The organism is Bradyrhizobium sp. BLXBL-03 (assembly GCF_051853015.1).
Taxonomy (GTDB): Bacteria; Pseudomonadota; Alphaproteobacteria; order Rhizobiales; family Xanthobacteraceae; genus Bradyrhizobium; species Bradyrhizobium manausense.
On the sequence record NZ_CP182470.1, the window covers coordinates 5,001,327 to 5,025,578 of the forward strand.

Annotated in this window: 25 protein-coding genes and 1 pseudogene; 16 read left to right on the forward strand and 10 right to left on the reverse strand. The window is 65.1% G+C overall.

The window, feature by feature from the left end:
- The first annotated feature begins 147 nt into the window (after nucleotides 1-147).
- Complete coding sequence (locus tag ACNJX9_RS24130) at nucleotides 148-540, forward strand: VOC family protein (protein ID WP_057758091.1); 393 nt, start codon at nucleotides 148-150, stop codon at nucleotides 538-540.
- Between the two features lie 47 nt (nucleotides 541-587).
- Here the strand turns inward: ACNJX9_RS24130 and ACNJX9_RS24135 are convergent, their stop codons facing one another.
- The 3 genes from ACNJX9_RS24135 to guaA form a co-directional block, all read right to left on the reverse strand.
- Entirely contained in the window at nucleotides 588-1,025 is a 438-nt protein-coding gene (locus ACNJX9_RS24135; RefSeq protein WP_439404514.1) for a type II toxin-antitoxin system VapC family toxin, read from the reverse strand.
- A gap of 3 nt (nucleotides 1,026-1,028) precedes the next feature.
- Entirely contained in the window at nucleotides 1,029-1,271 is a 243-nt protein-coding gene (locus ACNJX9_RS24140) for a type II toxin-antitoxin system Phd/YefM family antitoxin (RefSeq protein ID WP_271603086.1), read from the reverse strand.
- A 102-nt stretch (nucleotides 1,272-1,373) separates the two neighbouring features.
- Nucleotides 1,374-2,972 carry a glutamine-hydrolyzing GMP synthase gene (guaA, locus tag ACNJX9_RS24145; RefSeq protein WP_057759030.1) on the reverse strand — a complete coding sequence of 533 codons (1,599 nt, stop codon included), beginning with the start codon at nucleotides 2,970-2,972 and terminating at the stop codon, nucleotides 1,374-1,376.
- A 148-nt stretch (nucleotides 2,973-3,120) separates the two neighbouring features.
- Between guaA and ACNJX9_RS24150 the strand changes: the two genes are divergently transcribed.
- The 3 genes and pseudogenes from ACNJX9_RS24150 to ACNJX9_RS24160 all read left to right on the forward strand — a co-directional run bounded on the left by ACNJX9_RS24150 (nucleotide 3,121) and on the right by ACNJX9_RS24160 (nucleotide 4,147).
- Complete coding sequence (locus tag ACNJX9_RS24150) at nucleotides 3,121-3,492, forward strand: nuclear transport factor 2 family protein (protein WP_439404516.1); 372 nt, start codon at nucleotides 3,121-3,123, stop codon at nucleotides 3,490-3,492.
- 103 nt (nucleotides 3,493-3,595) lie between these two features.
- Nucleotides 3,596-3,679: pseudogene (locus ACNJX9_RS24155) on the forward strand (DHCW motif cupin fold protein); the annotation flags it as partial.
- Between the two features lie 258 nt (nucleotides 3,680-3,937).
- Nucleotides 3,938-4,147 carry a cold-shock protein gene (locus ACNJX9_RS24160; protein WP_027532363.1) on the forward strand — a complete coding sequence of 70 codons (210 nt, stop codon included), beginning with the start codon at nucleotides 3,938-3,940 and terminating at the stop codon, nucleotides 4,145-4,147.
- 212 nt (nucleotides 4,148-4,359) lie between these two features.
- On the opposite strand, the gene ACNJX9_RS24165 is transcribed toward ACNJX9_RS24160, so the two are convergent.
- Together ACNJX9_RS24165 and ACNJX9_RS24170 are read right to left on the reverse strand one after the other, a co-directional pair.
- Nucleotides 4,360-5,661 carry an RsmB/NOP family class I SAM-dependent RNA methyltransferase gene (locus ACNJX9_RS24165; protein ID WP_439404518.1) on the reverse strand — a complete coding sequence of 434 codons (1,302 nt, stop codon included), beginning with the start codon at nucleotides 5,659-5,661 and terminating at the stop codon, nucleotides 4,360-4,362.
- A gap of 34 nt (nucleotides 5,662-5,695) precedes the next feature.
- Nucleotides 5,696-6,118 carry an MAPEG family protein gene (locus ACNJX9_RS24170; RefSeq protein ID WP_439404519.1) on the reverse strand — a complete coding sequence of 141 codons (423 nt, stop codon included), beginning with the start codon at nucleotides 6,116-6,118 and terminating at the stop codon, nucleotides 5,696-5,698.
- Between the two features lie 157 nt (nucleotides 6,119-6,275).
- Here ACNJX9_RS24170 and ACNJX9_RS24175 point away from each other — a divergent pair, with 157 nt between their 5' ends.
- The 10 genes from ACNJX9_RS24175 (at nucleotide 6,276) to ACNJX9_RS24220 (ending at nucleotide 14,723) form a co-directional block, all read left to right on the forward strand.
- The gene (locus tag ACNJX9_RS24175) at nucleotides 6,276-6,893 is read left to right on the forward strand and encodes an acriflavin resistance protein (protein ID WP_439404521.1); all 618 of its coding nucleotides are present in this window, start codon (nucleotides 6,276-6,278) and stop codon (nucleotides 6,891-6,893) included.
- 68 nt (nucleotides 6,894-6,961) lie between these two features.
- The gene (locus ACNJX9_RS24180) at nucleotides 6,962-7,810 is read left to right on the forward strand and encodes a metallophosphoesterase family protein (RefSeq protein ID WP_057758103.1); all 849 of its coding nucleotides are present in this window, start codon (nucleotides 6,962-6,964) and stop codon (nucleotides 7,808-7,810) included.
- A gap of 138 nt (nucleotides 7,811-7,948) precedes the next feature.
- The gene (locus ACNJX9_RS24185) at nucleotides 7,949-9,244 is read left to right on the forward strand and encodes an amino acid deaminase (protein WP_439404522.1); all 1,296 of its coding nucleotides are present in this window, start codon (nucleotides 7,949-7,951) and stop codon (nucleotides 9,242-9,244) included.
- Nucleotides 9,245-9,254: 10 nt separating this feature from the next.
- The gene (locus ACNJX9_RS24190) at nucleotides 9,255-9,914 is read left to right on the forward strand and encodes an amino acid ABC transporter permease (protein WP_439404523.1); all 660 of its coding nucleotides are present in this window, start codon (nucleotides 9,255-9,257) and stop codon (nucleotides 9,912-9,914) included.
- 10 nt (nucleotides 9,915-9,924) lie between these two features.
- On the forward strand, nucleotides 9,925-10,575 hold the full coding sequence (locus ACNJX9_RS24195) for an amino acid ABC transporter permease (protein ID WP_057758109.1): 651 nt from the start codon (nucleotides 9,925-9,927) through the stop codon (nucleotides 10,573-10,575).
- Entirely contained in the window at nucleotides 10,562-11,290 is a 729-nt protein-coding gene (locus ACNJX9_RS24200; protein ID WP_439404525.1) for an amino acid ABC transporter ATP-binding protein, read from the forward strand. Before ACNJX9_RS24195 ends, ACNJX9_RS24200 begins: the two co-directional genes overlap by 14 nt.
- A gap of 47 nt (nucleotides 11,291-11,337) precedes the next feature.
- Complete coding sequence (locus tag ACNJX9_RS24205; protein ID WP_057758114.1) at nucleotides 11,338-12,135, forward strand: transporter substrate-binding domain-containing protein; 798 nt, start codon at nucleotides 11,338-11,340, stop codon at nucleotides 12,133-12,135.
- A 52-nt stretch (nucleotides 12,136-12,187) separates the two neighbouring features.
- Nucleotides 12,188-12,532, forward strand: a complete 345-nt coding sequence (locus ACNJX9_RS24210) for a RidA family protein (RefSeq protein ID WP_057758116.1) — start codon at nucleotides 12,188-12,190, stop codon at nucleotides 12,530-12,532.
- A gap of 59 nt (nucleotides 12,533-12,591) precedes the next feature.
- Nucleotides 12,592-13,617, forward strand: a complete 1,026-nt coding sequence (locus ACNJX9_RS24215) for a succinylglutamate desuccinylase/aspartoacylase family protein (protein WP_439404526.1) — start codon at nucleotides 12,592-12,594, stop codon at nucleotides 13,615-13,617.
- 41 nt (nucleotides 13,618-13,658) lie between these two features.
- A complete protein-coding gene (locus ACNJX9_RS24220) occupies nucleotides 13,659-14,723 on the forward strand; it encodes a LacI family DNA-binding transcriptional regulator (RefSeq protein WP_439404528.1) in 1,065 nt (354 codons plus the stop codon).
- A 9-nt stretch (nucleotides 14,724-14,732) separates the two neighbouring features.
- On the opposite strand, the gene ACNJX9_RS24225 is transcribed toward ACNJX9_RS24220, so the two are convergent.
- The 3 genes from ACNJX9_RS24225 to guaB all read right to left on the reverse strand — a co-directional run bounded on the left by ACNJX9_RS24225 (nucleotide 14,733) and on the right by guaB (nucleotide 17,909).
- The gene (locus ACNJX9_RS24225; RefSeq protein WP_439404530.1) at nucleotides 14,733-15,032 is read right to left on the reverse strand and encodes a hypothetical protein; all 300 of its coding nucleotides are present in this window, start codon (nucleotides 15,030-15,032) and stop codon (nucleotides 14,733-14,735) included.
- Nucleotides 15,033-15,226: 194 nt separating this feature from the next.
- On the reverse strand, nucleotides 15,227-16,261 hold the full coding sequence (locus ACNJX9_RS24230) for an NADP-dependent oxidoreductase (RefSeq protein ID WP_057759034.1): 1,035 nt from the start codon (nucleotides 16,259-16,261) through the stop codon (nucleotides 15,227-15,229).
- A 154-nt stretch (nucleotides 16,262-16,415) separates the two neighbouring features.
- Nucleotides 16,416-17,909: an IMP dehydrogenase gene (gene guaB / locus ACNJX9_RS24235; protein WP_057758122.1), complete on the reverse strand. Its 1,494-nt coding sequence runs from the start codon at nucleotides 17,907-17,909 to the stop codon at nucleotides 16,416-16,418.
- A gap of 369 nt (nucleotides 17,910-18,278) precedes the next feature.
- Between guaB and ACNJX9_RS24240 the strand changes: the two genes are divergently transcribed.
- On the forward strand, nucleotides 18,279-19,769 hold the full coding sequence (locus ACNJX9_RS24240; protein ID WP_057758124.1) for an MFS transporter: 1,491 nt from the start codon (nucleotides 18,279-18,281) through the stop codon (nucleotides 19,767-19,769).
- 102 nt (nucleotides 19,770-19,871) lie between these two features.
- Here the strand turns inward: ACNJX9_RS24240 and ACNJX9_RS24245 are convergent, their stop codons facing one another.
- Nucleotides 19,872-20,558 carry an RlmE family RNA methyltransferase gene (locus ACNJX9_RS24245; protein WP_439404532.1) on the reverse strand — a complete coding sequence of 229 codons (687 nt, stop codon included), beginning with the start codon at nucleotides 20,556-20,558 and terminating at the stop codon, nucleotides 19,872-19,874.
- A 1-nt stretch (nucleotide 20,559) separates the two neighbouring features.
- Nucleotides 20,560-21,645 carry a Ppx/GppA phosphatase family protein gene (locus ACNJX9_RS24250; RefSeq protein WP_439404534.1) on the reverse strand — a complete coding sequence of 362 codons (1,086 nt, stop codon included), beginning with the start codon at nucleotides 21,643-21,645 and terminating at the stop codon, nucleotides 20,560-20,562.
- Between the two features lie 214 nt (nucleotides 21,646-21,859).
- On the opposite strand from ACNJX9_RS24250, the gene ACNJX9_RS24255 reads away from it, so the two are divergent.
- Nucleotides 21,860-24,232: a xanthine dehydrogenase family protein molybdopterin-binding subunit gene (locus ACNJX9_RS24255; protein WP_439404536.1), complete on the forward strand. Its 2,373-nt coding sequence runs from the start codon at nucleotides 21,860-21,862 to the stop codon at nucleotides 24,230-24,232.
- Nucleotides 24,233-24,252 lie beyond the last annotated feature (20 nt).

Consider the following 24,252-nt stretch of genomic DNA (forward strand, 5'->3'; position numbering starts at 1 on the left):
AATCCGGGATTCGTACCCGATAGACAGTAGCACGATGCGGTTATTGCGCCCCGGATTACGCTGCGCTCCATCCGGGCTACAGTCTTTTCCTCCAAATGCGTTATCATCTCTCGTCAACAGACCGACCAGTCAACCAAGGCCCCTCAAATGAACAGCTTGGACAATCTGGAGTGCGTGACCCTGTTCGTCGCCGACCTCGCCCGCACGAGGGCATTCTACGAGGCCGTGTTCGACGCGAGGCCGATCTATTCCGATGCCGTCTGCAGCGTGATCGGGCTCGGCGGTGTCATGGTCAATCTGCTGCAGGCGACGGAGGCCCCCCAACTCGTGCAGCCGGTGGTGCCGGCCCCTTCAAGCACTGGGCCTCGCATGCTCATGACCATTCGCGTCGCCGATGTCGATGCGGCCTGCGCGAGACTCCGGCAAAGCGGCGTGGAACTGGTCAACGGCCCCATCGATCGCCCGTGGGGTCGTCGCACCGCCGCCTTTGCCGACCCATCCGGCCATATGTGGGAGATCGCGCAGGAGATTGGTTCGTAGAGGCCCGCGCGGCGCACATCCGACGCAAGTGCCCACTTGCGCACAGATCAGGGTAATGGAATTTTACTGAATGGATCGAGCACAGGAACGCCCAGCGGCTCGTAGTGCCTGACATTGCGCGACAGGATCGTCAGCGCGTGCTGGCGCGCCGTGGCGGCAATCATGATATCGGCAAATCCGGGCGCATGCCCCTGCCCGCGAGCCCGGTCAGATAACTCTCCCGCGAGTCGCGCGGCCGCCGTGTCGAACGGCAAAATTTGGTCGCCATAGAGATGCAACACGGCATCAAGCCATTGCGCCAAGTCCTTGCTCCTGCGCGTGGCCTTCTCGCGCCGCAGCTTGGCAATTCCGTCCTCGACTTCCGCAATCGTCACGGCAGACAAGAACAACGAGGCGGATTGCGCGTCCATCCATTCAATCAGTGCCGCAGGCGCTAGCCGGTTCGGCGAGATCGCGGATATGACGTTGGTATCGACGAGATACACGTCTCAAAAATCGTTCTTGCGCATCTTGGAACGATTGCGCGCCGGCAGATCTCCTGCCCTCACCGGGGCTGCCATCAACAGACGTCCGAAGCTCGGGACCTGCGACAGCCGGCGCCATTCCTCGTAGCTCAAGACCACCGCCTGCTTCTTGCCGTGGCGCGTAATCACGGCCGGCTTGCCGTCGATTGCCTCGTCGACGACAGCGGAGAGGTTGGCCTTGGCATCACGAAGCTGGATTTCGCGCATGGAGTACCTATATGACCACAGTAGTCATATACCGGGATGGCCGACAACTCAAGCGAGCAGCCGTCATGGCGGGTCAGCGAAGCGCAACGAAGGCTAAGCCCTTCACTCCCACTCAATCGTGCCCGGCGGCTTGCTGGTCACGTCGTACACCACGCGGTTCACGCCCTTCACCTCGTTGATGATGCGCGTGGCGGTCTCGCCCAGGAATTTCATGTCGAAGGGGTAGAAGTCCGCGGTCATGCCGTCGGTTGAGGTGACGGCGCGCAGGCCCACGACATAATCGTAAGTGCGGCCGTCGCCCATGACGCCGACGGTCTTGACGGGGAGCAGCACGGCGAAGGCCTGCCAGATCTCGTCGTAGAGGCCGTGCTTGCGGATCTGGTCGATGTAGACCGCATCGGCCTTGCGCAGGATGTCGAGCTTGTCCTTCGTGATCTCGCCGGGGCAGCGGATGGCAAGGCCTGGCCCGGGGAACGGGTGGCGGCCGACGAAGATCTCGGGCAGGCCGAGCTCGCGCCCTAACTTGCGGACCTCATCCTTGAACAGCTCGCGCAGCGGCTCGACGAGCTTCATGTTCATGCGCTCGGGCAGACCGCCGACATTGTGGTGCGACTTGATGGTGACTGAAGGTCCGCCGGTGAAGGAGACGCTCTCGATCACGTCGGGATAGAGCGTACCTTGCGCGAGGAAGTCGGCGCCGCCGATTTTCTTGGCCTCCTGCTCGAACACCTCGATGAAGAGGCGGCCGATGGTCTTGCGCTTGGTTTCGGGATCGGTGACGCCTTCGAGCTCGCCCAAGAACTGCTTGGACGCGTCCACGTGCACGAGCGGAATGTTGTAGTGGTGGCGGAACAGGTCGACCACCGTCTTGGCCTCGTCAAGACGCAGCAGGCCGTGATCGACGAACACGCAGGTGAGCTGGTCGCCGATGGCTTCGTGGATCAGCACGGCCGCAACGGCGGAATCGACGCCGCCGGAGAGGCCGCAGATCACCTTGCCCTTGCCGACCTGCTGGCGGATTTTTGCGATCTCCTCCTCGCGGAAGGCGCGCATGGTCCAGTCGCCGGTGAGGCCGGCGATCTTGCGGACGAAATTGCGGATCAGCTTGGCGCCGTCGGGCGTGTGCACCACTTCGGGGTGGAACATCAGGCCGTAATATTTACGCGTCTCGTCCTGGATGATCGCGAAGGGCGCGTTCGGCGAGGTGCCGGCGACGGAGAAGCCCGGCGGCATCTTGGTGATGCGGTCGCCATGGCTCATCCAGACCTGGTTCTTGCTGCCTGAAGTCCAGACGTCCTCGAACAGCTTGCTGTCGGCCTTGACCTCGACATCGGCGCGGCCGAATTCGCGGTGATGGCCGCCCTCCACCTCGCCGCCGAGCTGGGCCGCCATGGTCATCTGGCCATAGCAGATGCCCATCACGGGCACGCCGGAGGCGAAGATCGCTTGCGGGGCGCGGGGCGAGCCGGCCTCATGCACCGACTCCGGCCCGCCGGAGAGGATCACCGCTTTCGGCTTCATCTCCTTGAAGGCGGCGTCCGCCTTGTTGAACGGGACGATCTCGCAATAGACGCCGTCCTCGCGCACGCGACGCGCGATCAGCTGCGTCACCTGGCTGCCGAAGTCGACGATGAGAATCTTGTCGTGCGCCGAGGCCACCGAAGGCGTCGACGCGGAGCGGTCGTTCTGTGCTGCTGTCATGGCAAGCCAATACGCGATGAGCCCCCGGCCCGCAACCGCGCGTCTGCGCGCGCCCACATGCTTCTTTGGGCATGGACAAACGGATATAGGTAAGTATTATTGACCTAATTTGCCCCACCACGAAGCGGGGCCAATCGGGGAGAACGCCATGTCTAGATTTCATCAACCAGCAACGCTCGCCGCGCTCGGCCGCACCTGGGTCGAGGCCTGGAACGCGCGCGATCTCGAGCGCGTGCTCGCGCTCTATGACGATGCCACCGTGATGACCTCGGATCGCATCCCCATGATGGGGTTCGATGCCAGCGGCACCGTGCGCGGCAAGGACGCGTTGCGCGCCTATTGGAGCAAGGCGCTGGGGCTGCTGCCGGAGCTGCACTTCTCGCTGATCGACTTGTTCGTCAGCCCGGACAGCGTGGTGCTGTTTTACCAGAACGAGCGGGGCAAGAAGATCTGCGAGTATTTACGGGTGAATGATGCGGGGCTGATCGTGCAGGGATCGGCGAACCATTTGCCGCATTAGCCCGTCATTGCGAGCGCAGCGAAGCAATCCAGAATCCCTCCGCCGCAGCAGTCAGGATTGCTTCGTCGCAAGAACTCCTCGCAATGACGGAGACCGTGGCAACATGGGCTACCAGGTCTCGGATTTCGGCGATGCCGCGCACCACTCGTCGACATCGGTGGGCGCGACGCTCTTCATCGTGGATTGACGGAACCTCGCCGTGTGCAGCGCAAAATAGCAAAGCGTTGGCGGCTCGCTGTCCACGGGCACTGCCTTGCTCTGGCCCCATTATTTCGCTAGATTGTGAACCATCGATCCTTGGCCGAACGACTGGGCCGCGACGCCTCATTTCCAATGGGCGAGCACGTTTCAGGTATTTCTCCAAAAATCGACCAATCGGGACGAAGGGCGCGAAGATTCGCGCATCAGTCCCCCTGAGTGCATCGTCAATTGAAAGGAAATGACTATGGCAATGGGCACCGTGAAGTGGTTCAACAACCAAAAGGGCTTTGGCTTCATCCAGCCGGATGACGGCGCAAAGGACGTCTTCGTTCACATCAGCGCCGTCGAGCGCGCTGGCCTGTCGACCCTCAACGAGGGCCAGAAGGTTTCGTTCGACATCGTCGCGGACCGCCGCAGCGGCAAGTCCTCGGCCGACAACCTCCGCGCCGGCTAGTGGCCGCGCTGACGCTCTGACCACGGACGTACCGGCAGAGTGTTGAGACAAGAAACCCCGCGACCGGGATCCGGTTCGCGGGGTTTTTGTTCGGGGGTGGAGCGCGGCCTCACCCACGGTGCCGTAGGGTGGGCAAAGCGAAGCGCTGCCCACGCATTTTTCGTCATCGGAGAAAGAAACGTGGGCACGGCGCAAGAGCGCCTTTGCCCACCCTACGAGACCTTTTTAAGAACCGACACGAAGAACCCATCCGTCCCGGTGCGCCTTGGCGTCATCAGCCAGCCCTCAGGCGATTGCAGCGCGGCCTCTGCAAACGCCTCGGCCTTGTCCCAGAGCACGCTTGCGGTCTGCTCCGGCGGCACGACTGCAAACTCCGGATGGCCGGCGATGAAGGCCCTCACCTGCTCGCCGTTCTCTTCCGTCAGCACCGAGCAGGTGATGTAGGCGATGCGGCCACCCTGCTTCACGAGCGGAACTGCCCGCGCGAGCACCTCGGCCTGATCTTTCAGGCGGATCTCGAGCGCACCCGGCCGCATGCGCCATTTGGCATCGGGGTTGCGGCGCCAGGTTCCGGTTCCCGTGCAGGGCGCGTCGATGACGACGAGGTCGGCGGTGGCGCTGATGTCTTGAAGCGGATCGGCCTCGCCCTTGGGCGTGCGGACGTCGGCATTGTGAACGCCGGCGCGCGACAGGCGCTCGTGGATCGGCGCGAGCTGGCGCTTGTCGCGGTCCGTGGCGATGAGCCGGCCCTTGCCCTGCATCAGCGCGGCGAGCGCCAGCGTCTTGCCGCCGGCGCCGGCGCAGAGATCGATCACCTGCTCGCCCGGCTTTGCCGCGGCGAACAGCGCCGCAAGCTGCGATCCTTCATCCTGCACTTCAATGCCGCCCTTGATGAAGTCCTCTTCCGCCTGGATGCCGGGGTTGCGCGCATCGGCCGAAAGCTCGATGCGCAGGCCGTTTGGCGACCAGGGCGTCGGTTTCGCATGAAGATGAGCAAGCGCCTTCAGCACCTTGTCGCGATTGGATTTTAGCGTGTTGACGCGCAGGTCCAGCGGCGCCCGGCTCGCCAACGCCACCGCTTCCGCCGCGCGGTCCTCGCCGAACACTTTTGCCAGATGGGAATCGAGCCATTCGGGATAGTCGCCGACGATCGCCGCGGGCGCATCCTTGAGGGAGCGATGGCTGAGCGCCGCCTGCTCGGCGTCCGTCAGCGGCGCCGGCGCAAACCGGCTGCCGTCGAACATCGCGGCCATGGTGGCGGTGTCCATGTTGCGCTCCAGGCGAAGCATGCCGATCAGGCGGGCACGGGCGGTGTCGGAATCCATCAGGAACGCGCTCGACGCGTAGCGGCGCAGCACGTCCCAGACCAGGCCGGCAATGGCGGCGCGGTCGCCGGAGCCGGCGAAGCGGTGCGCGGTGCCCCACTCTTTCAAAGCCTTGGCCGCGGGCACGCGGTCCTTCTCGATGATGTCGATCACTTCGATGGCTGCGGACAGCCGGGCAGCGGGAGTCATTTGCATCTTTCAGGTGAGATCGGACCAGCAAGGGTCAGATCAGCAACAGGATTTTCAGTGCGAAGTAGATCCACATCGCCAGCAGCACGAGCACGCCGGCGAGCCAGACCGTGGAGCGGCGGCCGAGATCGTTCGAGGTGACGAACACGCCGGCATGGGCAAAGCGGCTCACCACGAACACCCAGGACATCAGCACGATGAAGAGATCGGCATGGCGCAGCGGCAGCGCCAGTGCGATCAGGGCGTAGAACAGCACCGGCAGCTCGAACTGGTTGCGGTAGCAATTGGCGATCTGGGTGGCGCCCTTCGGCCAGTTCGGCTCGCCCAGCGCGATGTCGCGGATCTTGGTCTCGCCCGAGACCAGCGCCTTCCGGCGCCCTAACACCATGCCGATCAGCAGCGCGAAAGTGAGCCCGATCTGCACGAAAACAGGCAGCAGGACCATTTGAACTGACATCGGAACTTTCCCGTCGATCGCGGCATGCCGCGGACCGTCATTAGCCGCGACTTCTCGCGCTGACAATGAGGGAGTTGAACCGGCGTTCCCGATTCCGCGACCAACCGCCGATTGTTAAAGCGATTTTGCCCATTGCGGGCCCTCGAGGCGAGCCGCCATGAACATCCTGTCCAGCCTTTGGACCGACTCCGCCGACGCCCAGCTCGGCATCTGGATGTCGGCGCTCTCAGGCGTCGCGGCGGCGCTCGCCGTCGCGCTGGCGATGACGGTCTATTTCCGCCTCGCCTACCGCACCTGGCGCGATGTCGTCAGGCACGGACTGGCGATGCTCGCGGCAGCAGCCCTGCTCGCGTTCGTTGCCTTCGACATGCGTCACGCCGCGCTCGCTTTTCTCGGCCTCAACCCGTCCAAGCCGGCGGTGGAGTTCGAGATCCGGATGCCGCGCGAAATCCTGACGGCCGTATCCGGCGACACCCAGATCGAGCTGCACACCGACCGCAACCAGACTCTCGCGCTGGTCGACGGCGTCAACGACCTCACCGATGGACGCGCGGTGCTGCGCGGCGCGGTCGTCCTCACCCATCGCACCGCCGACCGCATGCTGGTGGTGAACCTGCCGGGCAAGGGCACGTTCGAGTTCCGCCTGCGCCTGTCCGCCGAGCCGCATCGCACCGAGCAGTTCGGGCCCTGGCATCTCGCCGACCGCATCGCCTCGACGCTCGCAAGCGGCATCGCGCAGCAGGATGCCTACTCGATCCGTTATCGCGTGCTTTAAACTTTGTTTCATCACGGATTTTGCGCTGATGTCATCGTTCCGACGTTTGGCCGCGCGATAGTTCTCCCATGTCCGAATTTCGCATCACGCAGATTTCCGACACGCATCTCGGCCGCCGCTTTCCCGGCCTGATCGCGAATTTCCAGGCGGTCAGCGAGCACATCGATGCAAGCCGGCCCGATCTCGTCATCAACACCGGCGATGTATCGTTCGACGGGCCGAGCAGCCGCGACGATGTCGAATTCGCGAAGAGCCTGCACGCCGCCCTGCCCGTCGACTGTCGCTACATCCCCGGCAATCACGATATCGGCGACAACCCGACCGCGCTCGGGCCGGCGCCGAAGCCGCCGGTCAGCGAGGCGCAGCGCCAGCAATTCCGCGACATCATCGGCGAGGACCATTGGTCGTTCGAAGCCGCCGGCTGGCGCTTCATTGGCCTCAACTCGCTGGTGATGAATTCAGGGCTCGCGTTCGAGGCCGAGCAGTTCGACTGGCTCGCTTCGGAGATCGCTGGTGTCAACGGCAGGCCGGCCGCGCTGTTCATCCACAAGCCGCTGTTTCTCAGCCTGCCCGAAGATCCTGAGCTTCCGGACACCTCGATCCGCTACGTGCCGCAGCCGGCGCGCGCGCAGCTGATCGACATGTTCGCGCGCGTCGATCTCCGCTTGATCGCCAGCGGTCATGTGCACCAGCGCCGCGACTTCACATTCCGCCATATCAGGCACGTCTGGGCGCCATCGGTCGGCTTCAAGATCAACGATTCACGCCAGGACCGGATCGCGATCAAGGAGACCGGCCTCGTCGAGTACCGCTTCGCGTCAGACGGTTTTGAAGTCCGCCACATCCGCGCGCCGGACCAGGTCGATATCGATATTGACGAGGTCCTCGCCCAGATGGGCGGCGAGGACCTCGCTTAGCCGGCAGGCACTTTTCCTTACCTCAATACCATATCGCACCAAATTTGACCTCGGAATGCTCATTTTTGTCAGATGACAACGTTGTCATTCCCTCATATCGTCCTGTCCGCGGCCTCGAGCCGCGCGAGGGAGCGACCGATGCAGTTCTTGGCCCGGTGGGATAACGAGCGCCTGTCCGCGACGACGCGGGGCATTCCGCTTGTTGATGGCATTGCCGCCGACGACATCGGCACCCGGGGCTGGCGACCTTCACGCGGAGATCTCGCGCTGCCCGCCCTCACCCTCGATGAGACCGCATTCGCCGCCAATCGCGACCTCTTCCTGCGTTGGTGCAGGAGCAGCGGCGTTGTCGTTGCCCCGCACGCCAAGACGCCGATGTCCCCAGAGCTTGCGCGCTCGCTGCGCGAGGCCGGCGCCTGGGGCACGACTGTTGCGAACATCCAGCAGGCCGCTGTGCTGCTCAGCCATGGCGAGCGGCGCCTCTTGCTCGCCAACGAGATCGGCGGGCTCGCGGCCGGCCGGCGGCTCGGCGCGCTGCTGAGCGCCTATCCCGATGTCGAGATTCATGCCTTTGCGGATTCACCTGAGGCGGTCGCAACGCTGGCCGAGGCGGCGCGTGTTGCCGATAGGCGCGAGCTGTCCGTGCTGATCGAGCTCGGTGCAGGCCGCGCCGGCGCGCGCGATCGTGCCGCAATCGAGGCGACGATGGCCGCGGTGCTGGCCGCCGATCGCCTCACACTTGGCGGGGTTGCCGCTTACGAAGGTGCGGTCGCAACGGCCGACGCCGACGAGACCCTGCGCGCGATTGCAGCGCTGATGGAGCGCACCGTCGAGGCCTTCACCATGGTGCGCGCCGCTGCGCCTCGCCTGCCGCTGATCCTCAGTGCCGGAGGCTCCGCCTATTTCGATATCGTGGCCCGCGCGCTCGCACCTGGCGCGCAGGCCGATGGCAACGCCACCATCGTGCTGCGCTCCGGCGCGCTGTTCTTTGCCGATCACGGCATCTATGCCCGCGCCTTCACCGCGCTCGACCGGCGCGGTGGTCTCCTCATCGACGGTACGCATCACTCGGCGGCGCAAAGCTTTCGCCCGGCGCTGACGCTGTGGGCCGAAGTGCTGTCGCGCCCCGAAGCCGGACTGGCGATCGCAGGCTTCGGCATGCGCGATGCCTCCTTCGACCAGGGATTGCCGGTTCCCCTGCGCGTCTTTTGCGACGGTGTCGAACAGGATGGGCTCGCCGGGCGCCTGTCGGTCACGCGTCTCAACGACCAGCACGCCTTCCTGAACGTTGCGCCCGACACCCCGCTCGCAGTGGGCGATATCATCGCCTTCGGCATCTCGCATCCCTGCACCTGTCTCGACCGCTGGCGCGTGATCTTCGGCCTCGATGCCGACGGCGTCGTGAGGCGCGCCCTTCCCACCCAGTTCGGCTGAGAGCGCTACGATGAATTTCCTGCCGCTCTGGCGCTATCAGAACCAGCTCATCGACGGGGCCATCGTCACGCTCGAGCTGACGGTGATCTCGGCGTTGTGCGGGCTCCTGATCGGCGTTGCCGGCGCGGTCGCGCTGAAGGGGCGCCTTACGCCGCTGCGTTTGATGGTGCGAGGCTACATCGAATTGTTCCGCAACACGCCCTCGCTGATCCAGATCTTCATCATCTTTTTCGTGCTGCCGAGTTTCGGCCTGAAGCTGCCGGCGTTCGAATCCGCTGCGGTCGCGCTGTCGCTGTATTTCGGCGCCTATTCGGTCGAGATCATCCGCGCGGGGCTCGATTCCATTCCGCCCAGCCAGGTTGAGGCCGGGCAATGCTTGGGGTTGTCAGGCTGGCAGGTGTTCCGTCACATCGTGCTGCCGCCGGCGCTGCGCAATGCCTATCCGGCCGTGACCAGCCAGGTCGTGCTGCTGCTGCTCGGCACCTCGCTCGCCTCACAGGTCGCGGCCGACGAGCTGTTTCATGTCGCCGGCTTCATCGAGAGCCGCACCTATCGCAGTTTCGAGGTCTACGCGGTGATCTGCGTGGTCTATTTCGGGATGGCCATGGCATTCAAGGCGCTGTTCGCGATCATCGCGGCGGCCGCCTTCCGCTGGCCGCGACGGCGCTGAGGGACAGGCGATGCGATCCTTCACCCTCATCGACTTCGTCTCGCTGTTTTCGGCCCTGCGCTGGACCGTCGCGCTGGTCGTGCTCGCGCTCACCTTCGGCGCGCCGGTGGCGCTCGGCCTCGCAATGGGTCGCATCAGCCGCTTCAAGGGCCTGCGCTGGGCGATGGCGGCGCTGATCCAGACCATCCAGAGCGTGCCGCTGCTCGGGCTGTTGTTCTTCTTCTATTTCGGCATGCCCGTCTTCCTCGGCATCCAGGTGCCCGCCATCATCGCGGTCACCGTCGCCTACACGCTCTACACCGCCGCCTTCCTCGGCGAGATCTGGCGCGGCGGGCTCGAGGCCGTGAAGCAGGCGCAGTGGGAGGCCGGTGCCTGCCTCGGCCTCTCCGCCTGGCAGCAGTTCCGCCACATCGTCGCGCCGCAGGCGCTGCGCCTGTCGCTGCCGCCGACCGTCGGCTTCCTGGTGCAGCTGATCAAAGGCACCTCGCTCGCCTCGATCCTCGGCTTCGTCGAGCTCGCCCGCGCCGGGCAAGTGGTGAGCGCGGCGACGTTCCAACCGCTGCTCACCTATGCGCTGGTCGCTGCGATCTATTTCGCGCTGTGCCTGCCGCTCACGCTCTGGTCCCGCTCCCTGGAGGCCCGCCTCGATGGCTCTCGTTGAAATTCGCGACGTGCGCAAGACATTCGGCAAGACCGAGGTGCTCAAGGGCGTCTCGCTCGACGTCGAGGAAGGCGAGATCGTCACCATTATCGGCCGCTCGGGCTCGGGCAAGTCGACACTGCTCCGCTGCATCAACGCGCTGGAGAGCGTCGATTCTGGCGAGATCCGCGTCGAGGGCCAACAGGTCCACGCCAAGATGCCGGACCTTAAGAAATTCCGTCAGCGCGTCGGCATCGTATTCCAGGCCTTCAATTTGTTTCCGCATCTGAAGGTCGAGCGCAACATTACGCTCGCCCCGCTGCTCACCGGCCGTATCGACAAGTCGAAGGCCCGCGCACTCGCCGAGGACGTGCTGACCCGCGTCGGCCTCGCCGACAAGATCGACGCCTGGCCGGAGCAGCTCTCCGGCGGCCAGCAGCAGCGCGTCGCGATTGCGCGGTGCCTGGCCATGGCCCCTCACCTCATGCTGTTCGACGAGGTGACCTCCGCGCTCGATCCCGAGCTCGTCGGCGAAGTGCTGAAGGTGATGGAGGCGATGGCCAAGCAAGGCATGACCATGATCCTCGTCACCCATGAGATGGGCTTTGCCCGCAACGTCGCCAACCGCATCGTCTTCATGCATCAGGGCCGCGTCTGGGAGCAGGGCCCGCCGGCCAAGCTGTTCGCCAACCCTGAAACACCGGAGCTCGCAAGCTTCATCGCTTCGGCGAAATGAACGTCGTCCCACCCATCCGGCCATCGTGCCGTCACCAGGAGAAAGTCATGAGAAAGCGGAAGTCCCTCCTCACGGTCGCTGCAGCGGCACTTGCCGTCCTCGCTGCGACAAGCCTTGCCAAGGCCGACAAGCTCCAGGACGTGCTCGGCGCGGGCAAGCTTCGCGTCGGTATCCTCACCGATGCCGCTCCCTGGGGCTTCAAGGACGACAAGGGCGAGATCGCAGGTCTCGATGCCGATCTCGCCAAGCTGATCGCGACCGACATGGGCGTGAAGCTGGAACTCGTCCCGGTGACGGGCCCGGCGCGCATTCCGAGCCTGTTGTCCGACAAGATCGACATCCTCATCGCGGGCCTCGGCGCCACGCCGGAGCGCGCCCAGCAGGTGATGTTCTCGCAGCCCTACGCGGTGGTGAATCTCGGCGTCTACGGTGCGAAATCGATTCCCGCTGCCACCGGAAAGAAACCCGACAATCTGGAGGGGCGCACCGTCGCGGTCGCCAAGGGCACGACGCTCGACGTCTGGCTGACCGACAATGCGCCGAAGGTGAAGCTGGTGCGCTTCGAGGATACGCCGGCCGCACTCGCCGCGTTCCTGGCGGGACAGGCCGACACCTTCGCCGAGAACAGCGCCATCGCGATCAAGGCGCAGGAGCAGAACCCGACCAAGGAGATCGAGCTCAAATTCCTGATCCGCCAGTCGCCCGCCCATGTCGGCGTGCGCCAGGGCGAGCAAAATCTGCTCAACTGGATCAACACCGATATCTTCACCAACAAGCTCAATGGCAAGCTCGGCGCGCTGCAACTGAAATGGTTCAAGGAAGAGCAGACGCTGCCGACGCTGTAAGTTCAGACCGGCTCCCGCGATTCTGCGGGAGCCGCCCGTAGGAGAATTCGAGATGATCAAACGTTATGTCGTCGGCTCGCGCATGAGTCAGGCCGTCGCGGCGGGCGGCATGGTGCACATCGCAGGTCAAGTCGCCGACGACCGCAAGGCGGGCATCGTGTCGCAGACGCAGCAGGTGCTCGCCAAGATCGACGCGTTGCTGAAGGAAGCCGGCTCCAACCGCTCCAGGCTGATCGCGGTCAACGTGTTCCTGCCTCACATCACCGACTTCGAGACCATGAACTCGGTCTACGACGCCTGGATCGATCCGGCCAATCCGCCGGCGCGTGCCTGCGTCGAAGCGCGCTTGGCCGATCCCGATCTGCGCGTCGAGATGACTGCGGTCGCGTTGCTGTAACGGCTGCCCCTTTCCACCCTTCGGCCGGCGTCGGCGACAACGCGGCCATGAGGCCTCCCATGCATACCGGACTTTTCCACGAGATCGATTTCGAGAAGGACCAGAAATGGTCGGGCCATCTCGGCATTCCCTTCTCGATCGATCGCTCGCCCTACTTCCAGCTCAAGATTCCGATCTTCCGGATCAAGAACGGTGCCGGCCCAAAGCTGCTGCTGATGGCCGGCAATCATGGTGACGAGTATGAGGGCGAGATCACGCTGACGCGGCTGTATCGCCGGCTCGATGTTACGGCCGTCAAGGGCGAGATCACCATTCTTCCGTTCGCCAATCTGCCGGCGGTGATGGCGGCGCGCCGCCGCTCGCCGCTCGACGAGGGCAATCTCAACCGCGCCTTTCCCGGCGATGCCGGGGGCACCCCCACGTTTCGCCTCGCGCATTTCCTCGAGCACGAGCTGTTTCCGCGCCATGATGTCGTCTTCGACATCCATTCCGGCGGCACGTCGATGGCGCATGTGCCCTGCGCACTGATCGAGCGGCAGGGGCCGCCCGAGATGTTCGGCCATGCGCTGCGCCTGATGGAAGGGCTTGGCATGCCCTTCGCCTTCGTCGCCGAGAACGGCGCCGCTGCACCGACCTCGATGGCCGCTGCGGCGCGTGCCGGCGCGATCGGCCTCTCGGGTGAATTCGGCGGCGGCGGCACCGTCACGCCGCAGACGATGGCGCTGACCGCGCGCGCCGTCGACCGCCTCCTGCTCGCGCTTGGCCTGGTTCAGGCACCTGTGCTCGGACCGCACGCGCCGGTCGAGCGCGACACCGAATTGCTGGCGCTGCAAAGCCATGCCCAGGCGGTGTTCGCGACACGCCGCGGCTGGTTCGAGCCGGCCGTCACCGTCGGCGCGCGGGTCAAGGCCGGCGACATCGCCGGCTGGTACCATGATTTCGAGCGGCCGGAGCTGGCGGAAGAGGTGCTGCGCTTCCCCGCCGACGGCATCGTGATCTCGCAACGCCTGCACACCGACAGCCAGAGCGGCGACTGCCTGGTCCAGGTCGGCCGCGGGCTCTCTCGCGACGAGGTAACGCGCTGAGCTTTGGAGAGACCACCGACTTCGACTAACCTTTGGAACCGATGACCGATCCGGCCAAGCCGAGCTATGACGATGTGGTGCGCATTCCGGCGCCGCCCGGCCGCAGCAATGCGACCGGACGGCCGCCGCGCATCGAGGAGGTCGCGGAGCGCGCAGGCGTGTCGCCGATCACGGTGTCGCGCGTGCTGCGCCACCCCGAAAAGGTCAATCGCGAAACGCGCGAGCGCATCCTCGAAGTGATCGAAGCGACCGGCTATGCCTCCAACCCGCATGCGCGCGCGCTGCGCTCGGGTCGCTCCAACGTGGTCGTCGCCTTTGTCTCCAACATCCTCAGCCAGCAATTCGGCCTTGCGGTGCGCAGCTTCGCCGCAACGCTCGAGCCCGAGGGTTTTGAAGTGCTGGTCGGCCAGACCTCCTACTCCTATGCCAAGGAGGTTGCGATGATCCAGTCGCTGCGCGGCATCAGGCCCGCGGCGGTGATGTTCACGGGCGTGATCGAGCTCGAGGAGAATCGTGCCGCACTTGCCGAACTCGGCATTCCCGTGATCGAGACCTGGGCCTATCCGCGCGATCCCATCGACATGCTGGTCGGCCTGCCCAATGCCGATGCCGGCGCGATGGCGGCGCGCAGGCTGGCGACCGCCGGGCACCGCCGCGTCGCCTTCATCGGACGCAGCAGCGGCCGTGGCGCGCTGCGCCGCGACGGATTTCGCGCAGCGGCGGCGCAGCTGGGGCTCACTGTTGTGCACGAGATCAGCGTCGGTGAAATCACCGGGCTCGTCGACGGCCGCGCCGCGTTCACCGCCCTGCTCGAGCGCGGCGACCGTGTCGATGCCGTGTTCTGCGCCAACGATCTGCTCGCAACCGGCGCGCTGATCGAGGCCCGCGCCCGCGGGCTGTCGGTGCCGCGCGATCTCGCCGTGCTCGGCTTCGGCGACAACGACGTTGCCGATCAGACTACGCCGGGACTCACCACCATCTCGTTCGATGCCGGGGCAGTGGGTCGTATCGCGGGCGAACTGCTACTGGCACGGCTATCAGGCACGCCGCGCGGCGCGCAGCAGCTGGCCGTCGATCTGTTCCTGATTGAACGCGGCAGCGTCTGAGCGGGCAGCTCAGGCGACGCTCTTGAGATCCTGCTGGATCGCAGCCAGCAACGACTGCAGCGCATCGCTGCTCACTGGCTTGGCCGTCGGATCATTGGCCTGCACGATTTTGTTTGGCTGGGCTGCCTTGACTGGCGGGCCGGGAAAGCGCGGCGGAGGTATCGGCATGACGGGAGCGGCGAAGTCGCCCTCGTCCTCGCTGTGCACGAACTTGCCGTGGATGACGTCGTCATGGCGGCCCATGACATACATGGCCGCCCAATACCCGGCAGCCAGCAGGATTACGCAGAAAATACCGATCTCTAACATCGCAACACCCTAAATATGCGCGATGATTCAATGGGCTTCACCCCGGCGTCAATGAACCCTCGGTCACAGCTTGCGACTTTTACGGGCAGGTGTGGCCGATCGGTAACTATTCGTTAACCATCAACGTCTGACGTGTGGCGGCAGCGCAACTCCAGGACGCTCCAAGCCTCCTGGAGACGCCAAAAGCCCAGGCTTTAGGCCTTGTCCGGCCCGACCCGGACCAGCTGCTTGCCGAAATTGGCACCCTTCAGGAGCCCGATGAAGGCGCCGGGAGCGCTCTCCAGGCCCTCGGTGACGAATTCCTTGTACTTCACCTTGCCATCACGGACCCACCCGGACATGTCGCGCAGGAAGTCGCCATGGCGCGAGGCGAAATCGGAGACGATGAAGCCACGGAAGGTCAGCCGCTTGGTCAGCGTCGCGCGCATCAGCGATGCGGCCCATTTCGGCGGCTTGGCTTCGGTGTCGTTGTAATGCGCGATCAGGCCGCAGACCGGCACCCGCGCGAACGGATTGAGCAGCGGGAACACCGCCTCGAACACGGCGCCGCCGACATTCTCGAAATAGACGTCGATGCCATCAGGGCACGCGTCCTTCAGCTTCGCCGCCAGATCGGGATCGCGGTGATCGATGCAGGCATCGAAGCCGAGCTCCTTCACCACGTAATCGCACTTGTCCTTGCCGCCGGCGATGCCGACCGCACGCGCGCCCTTGATCTTCGCGATCTGGCCGACGGCGGAGCCGACTGCGCCTGACGCTCCGGCGACGACGACGGTCTCGCCGGCTTGCGGCTTGCCGATGTCGAGCAGGCCGGTGTATGCGGTCATGCCGGGCATGCCGAGCACACCGATCGAGGTCGAGATCGGGCCGAGCCTGGGATCGACCTTGATGAGGCCCTTGCCGTTCGAGATCGCATGCGACTGCCAGCCGGTGCGTGCGCGCACGATATCGCCTACCGCAAAATCAGGATTGTTGGAGGCTGCGACTTCGCTCACCGCCTCGCCTTCCATCACGCCGCCGACCGGCACCGGCGCGGCGTAGGACGGACCATCGCTCATGCGCCCGCGCATATAGGGATCGAGCGACAGCCAGATCGTGCGCAGCAGAACCTCGCCAGCGCCGGGCGTTGGCACTGCGAATTCCTCGATGCGGAAATCGGACGGCTTTGGTTCACCGACGGGACGCGCGGCGAGAACGATGCGTTTGGCGCTATCTTGACCTTGGGACATGGCTTCCTCCAATTTTCTGTCATTGCGAGCGAAGCGAAGCAATCCAGCCGCGTCAACACAAAAGCGCCGCGTAGCCCGGAGGGAGCGAAGCGCAATCCGGGACCCTCCCGCATTCCGCTTCGCTCCATGCGGGCTACAAGCCATCAATCAGAGACTAAACCCCGCCCGGATAGTTCGGCGCCTCGCGCGTGATGGTGACGTCGTGGACGTGGCTTTCGCGCAGGCCCGCGCCGGTGATGCGGACGAACTGCGCCTTCTCGTGCAGCTCCTTCATGTCCTTGGCGCCGACATAGCCCATCGCCGCACGGAGGCCGCCGGCGAGCTGGTGCATGACGTTGCCGACCGGGCCCTTGTAGGGCACCTGGCCTTCGATGCCTTCAGGCACGAGCTTGAGCGAGTCCTTGATGTCCTGCTGGAAGTAGCGGTCGGCAGATCCCCGCGCCATCGCGCCGACCGAGCCCATGCCGCGATAGGCCTTGTAGGAACGGCCCTGCCACAGGAACACTTCGCCGGGAGTCTCGTCGGTGCCGGCGAGCAGCGAGCCGACCATGGCGATGTCGGCGCCGGCGGCGAGCGCCTTGGCGAGATCGCCGGAGAACTTGATGCCGCCGTCGGCAATGACGGGAATGTCGGACTTCTTGGCCGCCTCGACCGCGTCCATGATCGCGGTGAGTTGCGGCACGCCGACGCCGGCGACGATGCGCGTCGTGCAGATCGAGCCCGGGCCGATGCCGACCTTGATGCAATCAGCGCCCGCATCGATCAGCGCCTGCGCGCCGTCCGAGGTGGCGACATTGCCGGCAACGACCTGCACCGAATTTGAGAGACGCTTGATACGGTTCACCGCATGCAGCACGTGGCGGGAATGGCCGTGCGCGGTGTCGACGACGACGAGGTCGACGCCGGCATCGATCAGGCGCTCGGTGCGCTCGAAGCCGGTGTCTCCGACGGTGGTGGCGGCGGCGACGCGCAGGCGCCCCTGCCCGTCCTTGCAGGCGAGCGGATGGGCGACCGCCTTCTCGATGTCCTTGACGGTGATCAGGCCGACGCAGCGATATTGATCGTCGACCACCAGCAGCTTCTCGATGCGGTGATGATGCAGCATCCGCTTGGCTTCGTCCTGGCTGACATTCTCGCGCACCGTGACGAGGTTCTCGTGCGTCATCAGCTCGGAGACTTTTTGCCGGCGGTCGGTGGCAAAACGCACGTCGCGGTTGGTGAGGATGCCGACCAGCTTGCCGGGCGTCGCCTTGCCTGCACCGGTGACGACGGGAATGCCGGAGATGCCGTGATCGCTCATCAGCTTGAGCGCATCGTCGAGCGTGGCCTCGGGGCTGATAGTGAGCGGGTTCACCACCATGCCCGACTCGTACCGCTTGACCTGCCGCACCTGGGCGGCCTGCCCTTCCGGATCGAAATTGCGGTGGATGACGCCGAGGCCGCCGGCCTGCGCCATGGCGATCGCCATGCGAGCCTCGGTGACCGTGTCCATGGCGGAGGCCATGATCGGGATGTTGAGCGGGATGGCGCGGGTGACGCGGGAGCGGATGTCGACCTCGCCCGGCATGACGTCGGACAGGCCCGGCTTGAGCAGCACGTCGTCGAACGTAAAGGCTTCGCGGATGCCCTGAAGTTGCACCGTGGCCATATGCCAACTCCTTCCTGCGGCCCTGCCGCAAATGAGAATGGATGAGCGCCGCCCTCGGCGTACCTTGCGGCATCGCCTTGAGAATCGGAGCCCATCGGTGGGGTTGACGCGGGTCGATAGCATGTCCGCGTGACGAATCAAAGCAAATCGGGCCGCTGGCCAGCCATGCACAGGCTTTTTACGTGAATTTAGCGGCGATTGCCCAGCGCCCCCGGTCATTCCGGGGTGCGACGAAGTCGCGAGCCCGGAATGACGTAGGAGCGAGCGCAGGATTTAGGTGCTATGCGTCGATCTGCAATGGTCCCGCCGGGGTGGCGGTGATAAGCCGAAATTCTCGCCCTCCCACCCCATTTCCATGACCAACCCGACATGATCGACAAGCAACGCATCATTCCGCTGATCGTGGCCACGGCTCTCTTCATGGAGAACATGGATTCCACCGTCATCGCCACCTCGCTGCCGGCGATCGCGGCCGATATCGGCACCAGCCCGCTGACGCTGAAGCTCGCGATCACCTCGTACCTGCTGTCGCTCGCCGTGTTCATCCCCGCGAGCGGCTGGACCGCTGACAGGTTTGGCGCGCGTCTGGTGTTCGCGATCGCGGTCGGCGTGTTCATGATCGGCTCGGTCGGCTGCGCCCTGTCAGGTTCGGTCACCGGCTTCGTGTTCGCGCGCATCCTGCAAGGCATGGGCGGCGCGATGATGACGCCGGTCGGGCGCCTCGTGCTGCTGCGCTCGGTCGACAAGAGCGCGCTCGTCAACGCGATGGCCTGGGTGACGGTCCCCGCCCTGATCGGTCCCGTGATCGGCCCGCCGCTCGGCGGCTTCATCACCACCTACGCGTCCTGGCACTGGATCTTCCTGATCAATATCCCGATCGGGCTGCTCGGCATCTTCATGGCCTTGAAGTTCATAGATCCGATCAAGAGCGAGACGCAGGAGAAGTTCGATCTCTACGGCATGGTGCTCGCCGGCGTCGGACTTGCAGGCATCGCCTTCGGTCTTTCGGTCGCTGGCCTCAATTTGTTGCCGTGGAGCACGGTGGCGGCCCTGGTTGCGGGCGGCGCGATCTCGATGACGCTCTACGTCATTCATGCCCGGCGGACGGGCTCGCCAGTGCTGGATTTCTCGCTGCTCAGGCTGCCGACGCTGCGCGCGGCGATTATCGGCGGGTTCCTGTTCCGACTCGGCATCGGCGCCCTGCCCTTCCTCTTGCCATTGTTGATGCAGATCGGCTTCGGGCTCACGCCATTCCACTCCGGTCTCGTCACCTTCTCCTCCTCGCTCGGTGCCATGGGCATGAAGACGCTGGCGGCACGTCTGATCCGCGCCTTCGGCTTCCGCAACCTGATGACGGTGAATGCGATCGTCAGCGCGTTCTTCCTCGGCGTCTGCGCGCTGTTCACGGTGACGACGCCGCTTCTGATCATCATGGTCATCCTGGTGGTCGGCGGTTTCTTCCGCTCGCTGGAGTTCACCGCGATCAACACCGTGGCCTATGCCGAGGTCGAGAGCCCACAGATGAGCCGGGCCACTACGCTGGTCAGCGTCAACCAGCAACTCGCCGTCTCCGCCGGCGTCGCGGTCGGAGCCGCCTCGGTGGAGACGACGATGTGGCTGAACCACGTCAGCGAGCTCAATGCCACCGTGTTCATGCCGGCCTTTGTCGTGGTGGCGCTGACCTCGGCGGCATCGAGCTTTTTCTTCTGGCAGATGCCCGCCGATGCCGGCCACGAGATCTCCGGCCGCAAGGCGATCGAGGTCGCAAGCCGCAAGGGCGCGGCGAAGAGCGCCGCGAGCGCCGCGGTCAAGGCGGCGACGGAAGACACGCAGGACATGCGGGATCAGCGGCTGGGGTGACTATCCCTCCGTCATTCCGCGGCGATGCACAGCATCGAGCCCGGAATCCATAGCGCTAAAGGCTCGCCTCTTCGAGGCGCCCCGGAATGACGGAGTTTGGAGCTACGCCTTCGCTTCGCCCCGAAACCCCGTCGCCAGCACATAGCGCTCGGAGGAATCCTGCCGGCTCGCGGCGGGCTTGACATGCCGCACCGTCGCAAAGTCGCGCTTGAGCTGCGCGAGCAGATCGGCGTCGGCACCGCTCTGGAAGGTCTTGGCCAAAAACGTCCCGCCGGGCTTGAGCACATCGCAGGCAAAGGCTGCCGCCGTCTCGACCAGGCCGACGATGCGGAGCTGGTCGGTCTTGCGGTGGCCGGTGGTGTTGGCGGCCATGTCGGACATCACGACATCGGCGCCGCCGCCCAGCATCCCGGTGAGTTTTTCCGGCGCGGCATTGTCCATGAAGTCAAGCTGGGCGAAGTCGACGCCGGGGATTTCAGGCATCTCCAGCAGGTCGATCGCGACGACCTTGCCCTTGCCGTCGACCGAGCCGACGCGCTTGGCGGCGATCTGGCTCCAGCCGCCGGGCGCCGCGCCGAGATCGACCACGGCCATGCCTGGCTTCAGCAGCCGAAACTTGTCGTCGATCTCGAGCAGCTTGAACGCCGCCCGCGAGCGATAGCCCGCGGCCTTCGCCTTGGCGACATAGGGATCGTTGAGCTGCCGCTCCAGCCACAGCTTCGACGACAGCTTGCGCTTGCCACCGGTCTTGACCTGAACGTGCAAGCGGCCGGTGGTGTCTTTCGCCATCTCACCAGCTCCTGAGCGCGCCGTCCTCGCGCATCATCTCGACCAGCATGCCCTCGCGCAGGCCCCGGTCGGCGACGCGCAGGCGCGGCAACGGGAAGGCGTGCCTGATGGCATCGAGGATGGCGCAGCCGGCCAGCACCAGATCGGCGCGCTCGACGCTGATGCAGCTGTTGCCCGCGCGGTCCTCGTAGCTCATGCCGAGCAGCTTGTTGATGGTCGCGGTGATGTCGGTATCGTTCATCCAGATGCTGTCGATGCGGCGACGGTCGTAGCGGACGAGATTGAGATGGATGCCGGCGAGCGTCGTCACCGTGCCCGACGTGCCGAGCAGATGCATGTCGGTGAGATCGCGGCCGTGCTGCGCGGCGAACGGCGCAACGTGACCCGCGACCTCCTGCTCCATCGCGGCATAGATCTCCGGCGTCACGTCACGACCACCAAACTGCTCGGCCAGTGTCACGACGCCAAGCGGGATCGACATCCAGGCCTTGATCCGCGGCTCCGGATTGGCGGGATCGCGCTCGATCCGCACCAGCTCGGTCGAGCCGCCGCCGATGTCGAAGAGGATGGCGCCGCGGCCCCTGGGATCGACCAGCGGCGAGCAGCCGAGCATGGCGAGCGAGGCCTCGGTCTCGCGGTCGATCACCTCGAGTTCGATACCGGTCTCGGCCGCGACGCGGCTGCGAAAACCTTCCGCATTCGAGGCGGCGCGGCAGGCTTCGGTGGCGATCAGCCGCAGCCGCTTGGCCTTGCGCAGGTTGATCTTGTCCCGGCAAATGCTGAGCGCGGCGATGGCGCGATCGATCGCGGCCTCGCTGATGCACCCCGTGGCCGAGACGCCCTCGCCGAGCCGGATGATGCGCGAGAAGGAATCGACCACGCGAAAGCCGTCGTGGGTCGGACAGGCGATCAGGAGCCTGCAATTGTTGGTTCCGAGGTCCAGCGCCGCATAGACTCCGGTTCCCGGTGCCCGCGCAGGGACCGCAGGCTCGATGGCCAACGCCACCGCCGCCATCGACCCCTCCAGCTCGCCGTGCGGCCCATGTTGGCTTACATGGCCGTCGCGGAGCCGCGTGTGGTCATTCATCAAACTGTCTTTCCACGGCCCCTAAGGGGCCGATCCGGAATTGATTTTTCGCCTGAAACATTAGCAGCGCGGCTGACATGCGCAACATCGCATCACATAGGACCATGTCCATTCGTGCGTTGTCGTGAACGGGACCGTGGGCTATTTTTGCAGGGTCCGGCCCTCCAGGCGCCCCCCCAAAACGCGCAATTGCCGGCTTTTCAGGTCAATTCCCATGCAAGAACACACCAAATCGTCCACGCTCGAAAACGCTATTGCACTGCAAAAATATGGCGTCGGGCAACCCGTCCGCCGCAAGGAGGACGACACCCTGGTGCGCGGCAAGGGCCGCTACACCGACGATTTCAACCTGCCGGGCCAGGCCTATGCCGTGATCGTCCGCTCCACCCATGCCCATGGCGTGATCCGCGGCATCGGCATCGACGCCGCCAAGGCGATGCCGGGCGTGCTCGGCGTCTGGACCGGGACGGATCTGAATGCCGCGGGCTACGGCCCCTTCACCTGCGGCCTGCCGCTGAAAAGCCGTGACGGCTCGCCCCTGCTCCAGACCAACCGCCAGCCGCTGGCCACCGACAAGGTGCGCTTCGTCGGCGATCCCGTCGCCTTCGTGGTAGCGGAGACGCTGGCCCAGGCCCGCGATGCGGCCGAGGCGGTCGAGCTCGATATCGAGCCGCTGCCGGCGGTCACGGATCCCGAGGAAGCTGCCAAGCCCGGCGCGCCGCAGCTCTATGACCACATCCCCAACAACGTCGCGCTCGACTATCACTATGGCGACACCGAGAAGGTGAACGCGGCCTTCGCCAGCGCCGCCCATGTCACAAGGATCGACATCGAGAACACCCGTGTCGCCGTGGTGTCGATGGAACCGCGCGTCGGGCTTGCCTCGTACGACAAGGCCACCGAGCGCTACACCATCCAGATGCCGACGCAGGGCGTTGCGGGCAACCGCGCCAACCTCGCCAAGAATTTGAAAGTGCCGAACGAGAAGGTGCGCATCCTCACCGCCAATGTCGGCGGCTCGTTCGGCATGAAGAACGTGAACTATCCCGAGTATATGTGCATCCTGTACGCGGCGAAGGCGCTCGGGCGCCCGGTGAAGTGGCTCGACGAGCGCTCGACCAGCTTCCTCTCCGACAGCCACGGCCGCGCGCAGAAGATCCATGCCGAGCTGGCGCTCGATGCCGAAGGGCACTTCCTCGCAGCAAAACTGTCCGGCTACGGCAATCTCGGCGCCTATATCACGGGCGTTGCGCCCAGCCCGCTCTCGCTCAACACCGGCAAGAACTTCTCCAGCGTCTACCGCACGCCGCTGATGGCGATCGACATCAAGACGGTCTTGACCAACACAACGCTGATGGGGGCCTATCGCGGCGCGGGACGGCCCGAGGCCAACTACTACATGGAGCGGCTGATCGACCGCGCCGCCGACGAGATGGGCATCAACCGGCTGACCCTGCGCAAGCGCAACTTCATCAAGCCGAACCAGATGCCGTTCCCGGCCTCGTCAGGCGTCACCTATGACAGCGGCGACTTCCAGGCCGTGTTCAACAAGGCGCTCGAGATCTCCGACCACGAGAACTTCCCCAAGCGCAAGAAGGAGAGCAAGAAGGCCGGCAAGCTGCGCGGCATCGCGGTCGGCTCCTATCTCGAGGTCACGGCGCCGCCCGGCGTCGAACTCGGCAAGATCGTGTTCGATCCTGATGGCACTGTGCAGCTCATCACCGGTACGCTCGACTACGGCCAGGGCCATGCCACCCCGTTCGCACAGGTGCTTTGCGCGCAGTTAGGGGTTCCCTTCGAGAGCGTGAAGCTCGTCCAGGGCGACAGCGACATCGTTCACACCGGCAACGGCACGGGCGGTTCGCGCTCGATCACGGCAACCGGCATGGCGATCGTCGAGGCCGCCAAGCTCGTCATCGAGAAGGGCAAGCGCGCGGCCGCGCACCTGCTGGAGGCCTCCGAGGCCGACATCGAGTTCGCAGAGGGCAGCTTCACCATTGCCGGCACCGACCGCAGCATCGACATCATGGAGCTTGCCAGAAAGCTTCACGACGGCAAGGTGCCCGATGGCGTGCCTGACTCACTCGACGTCGATCACACCAGCGAGCCGGTGCCCTCGGCTTTTCCGAACGGCTGCCATGTCGCCGAAGTCGAGATCGATCCGGACACCGGCGTGGTGCAGATCGTGCGCTACAGCGCGGTGAACGATTTCGGCACGGTGATCAACCCGATGCTGGTCGCGGGCCAGCTCCATGGCGGTGTGGTCCAGGGCATTGGCCAGGCGCTGATGGAGCACGTCCGCTACGACGAGAGCGGCCAGCCGATCACGGGCTCGCTGATGGACTACGCCCTGCCGCGCGCGGAGGACGTGCCCAACATGACGGTCGGCGATCACCCGGTGCCGGCCACGACCAATCCGCTCGGCAGCAAGGGCTGCGGCGAAGCCGGCTGCGCCGGCAGCTTGTCGACGGTGGTCAACGCCGTGCTCGATGCGCTTTCCGACTACGGCATCAAGCACATCGACATGCCGCTAACCCCGGAGCGGGTGTGGCGCGCAATCCAGGATGCGAAGCGGAAGGCGGCGTAAGGGTTGTTTGTCATTCCGGG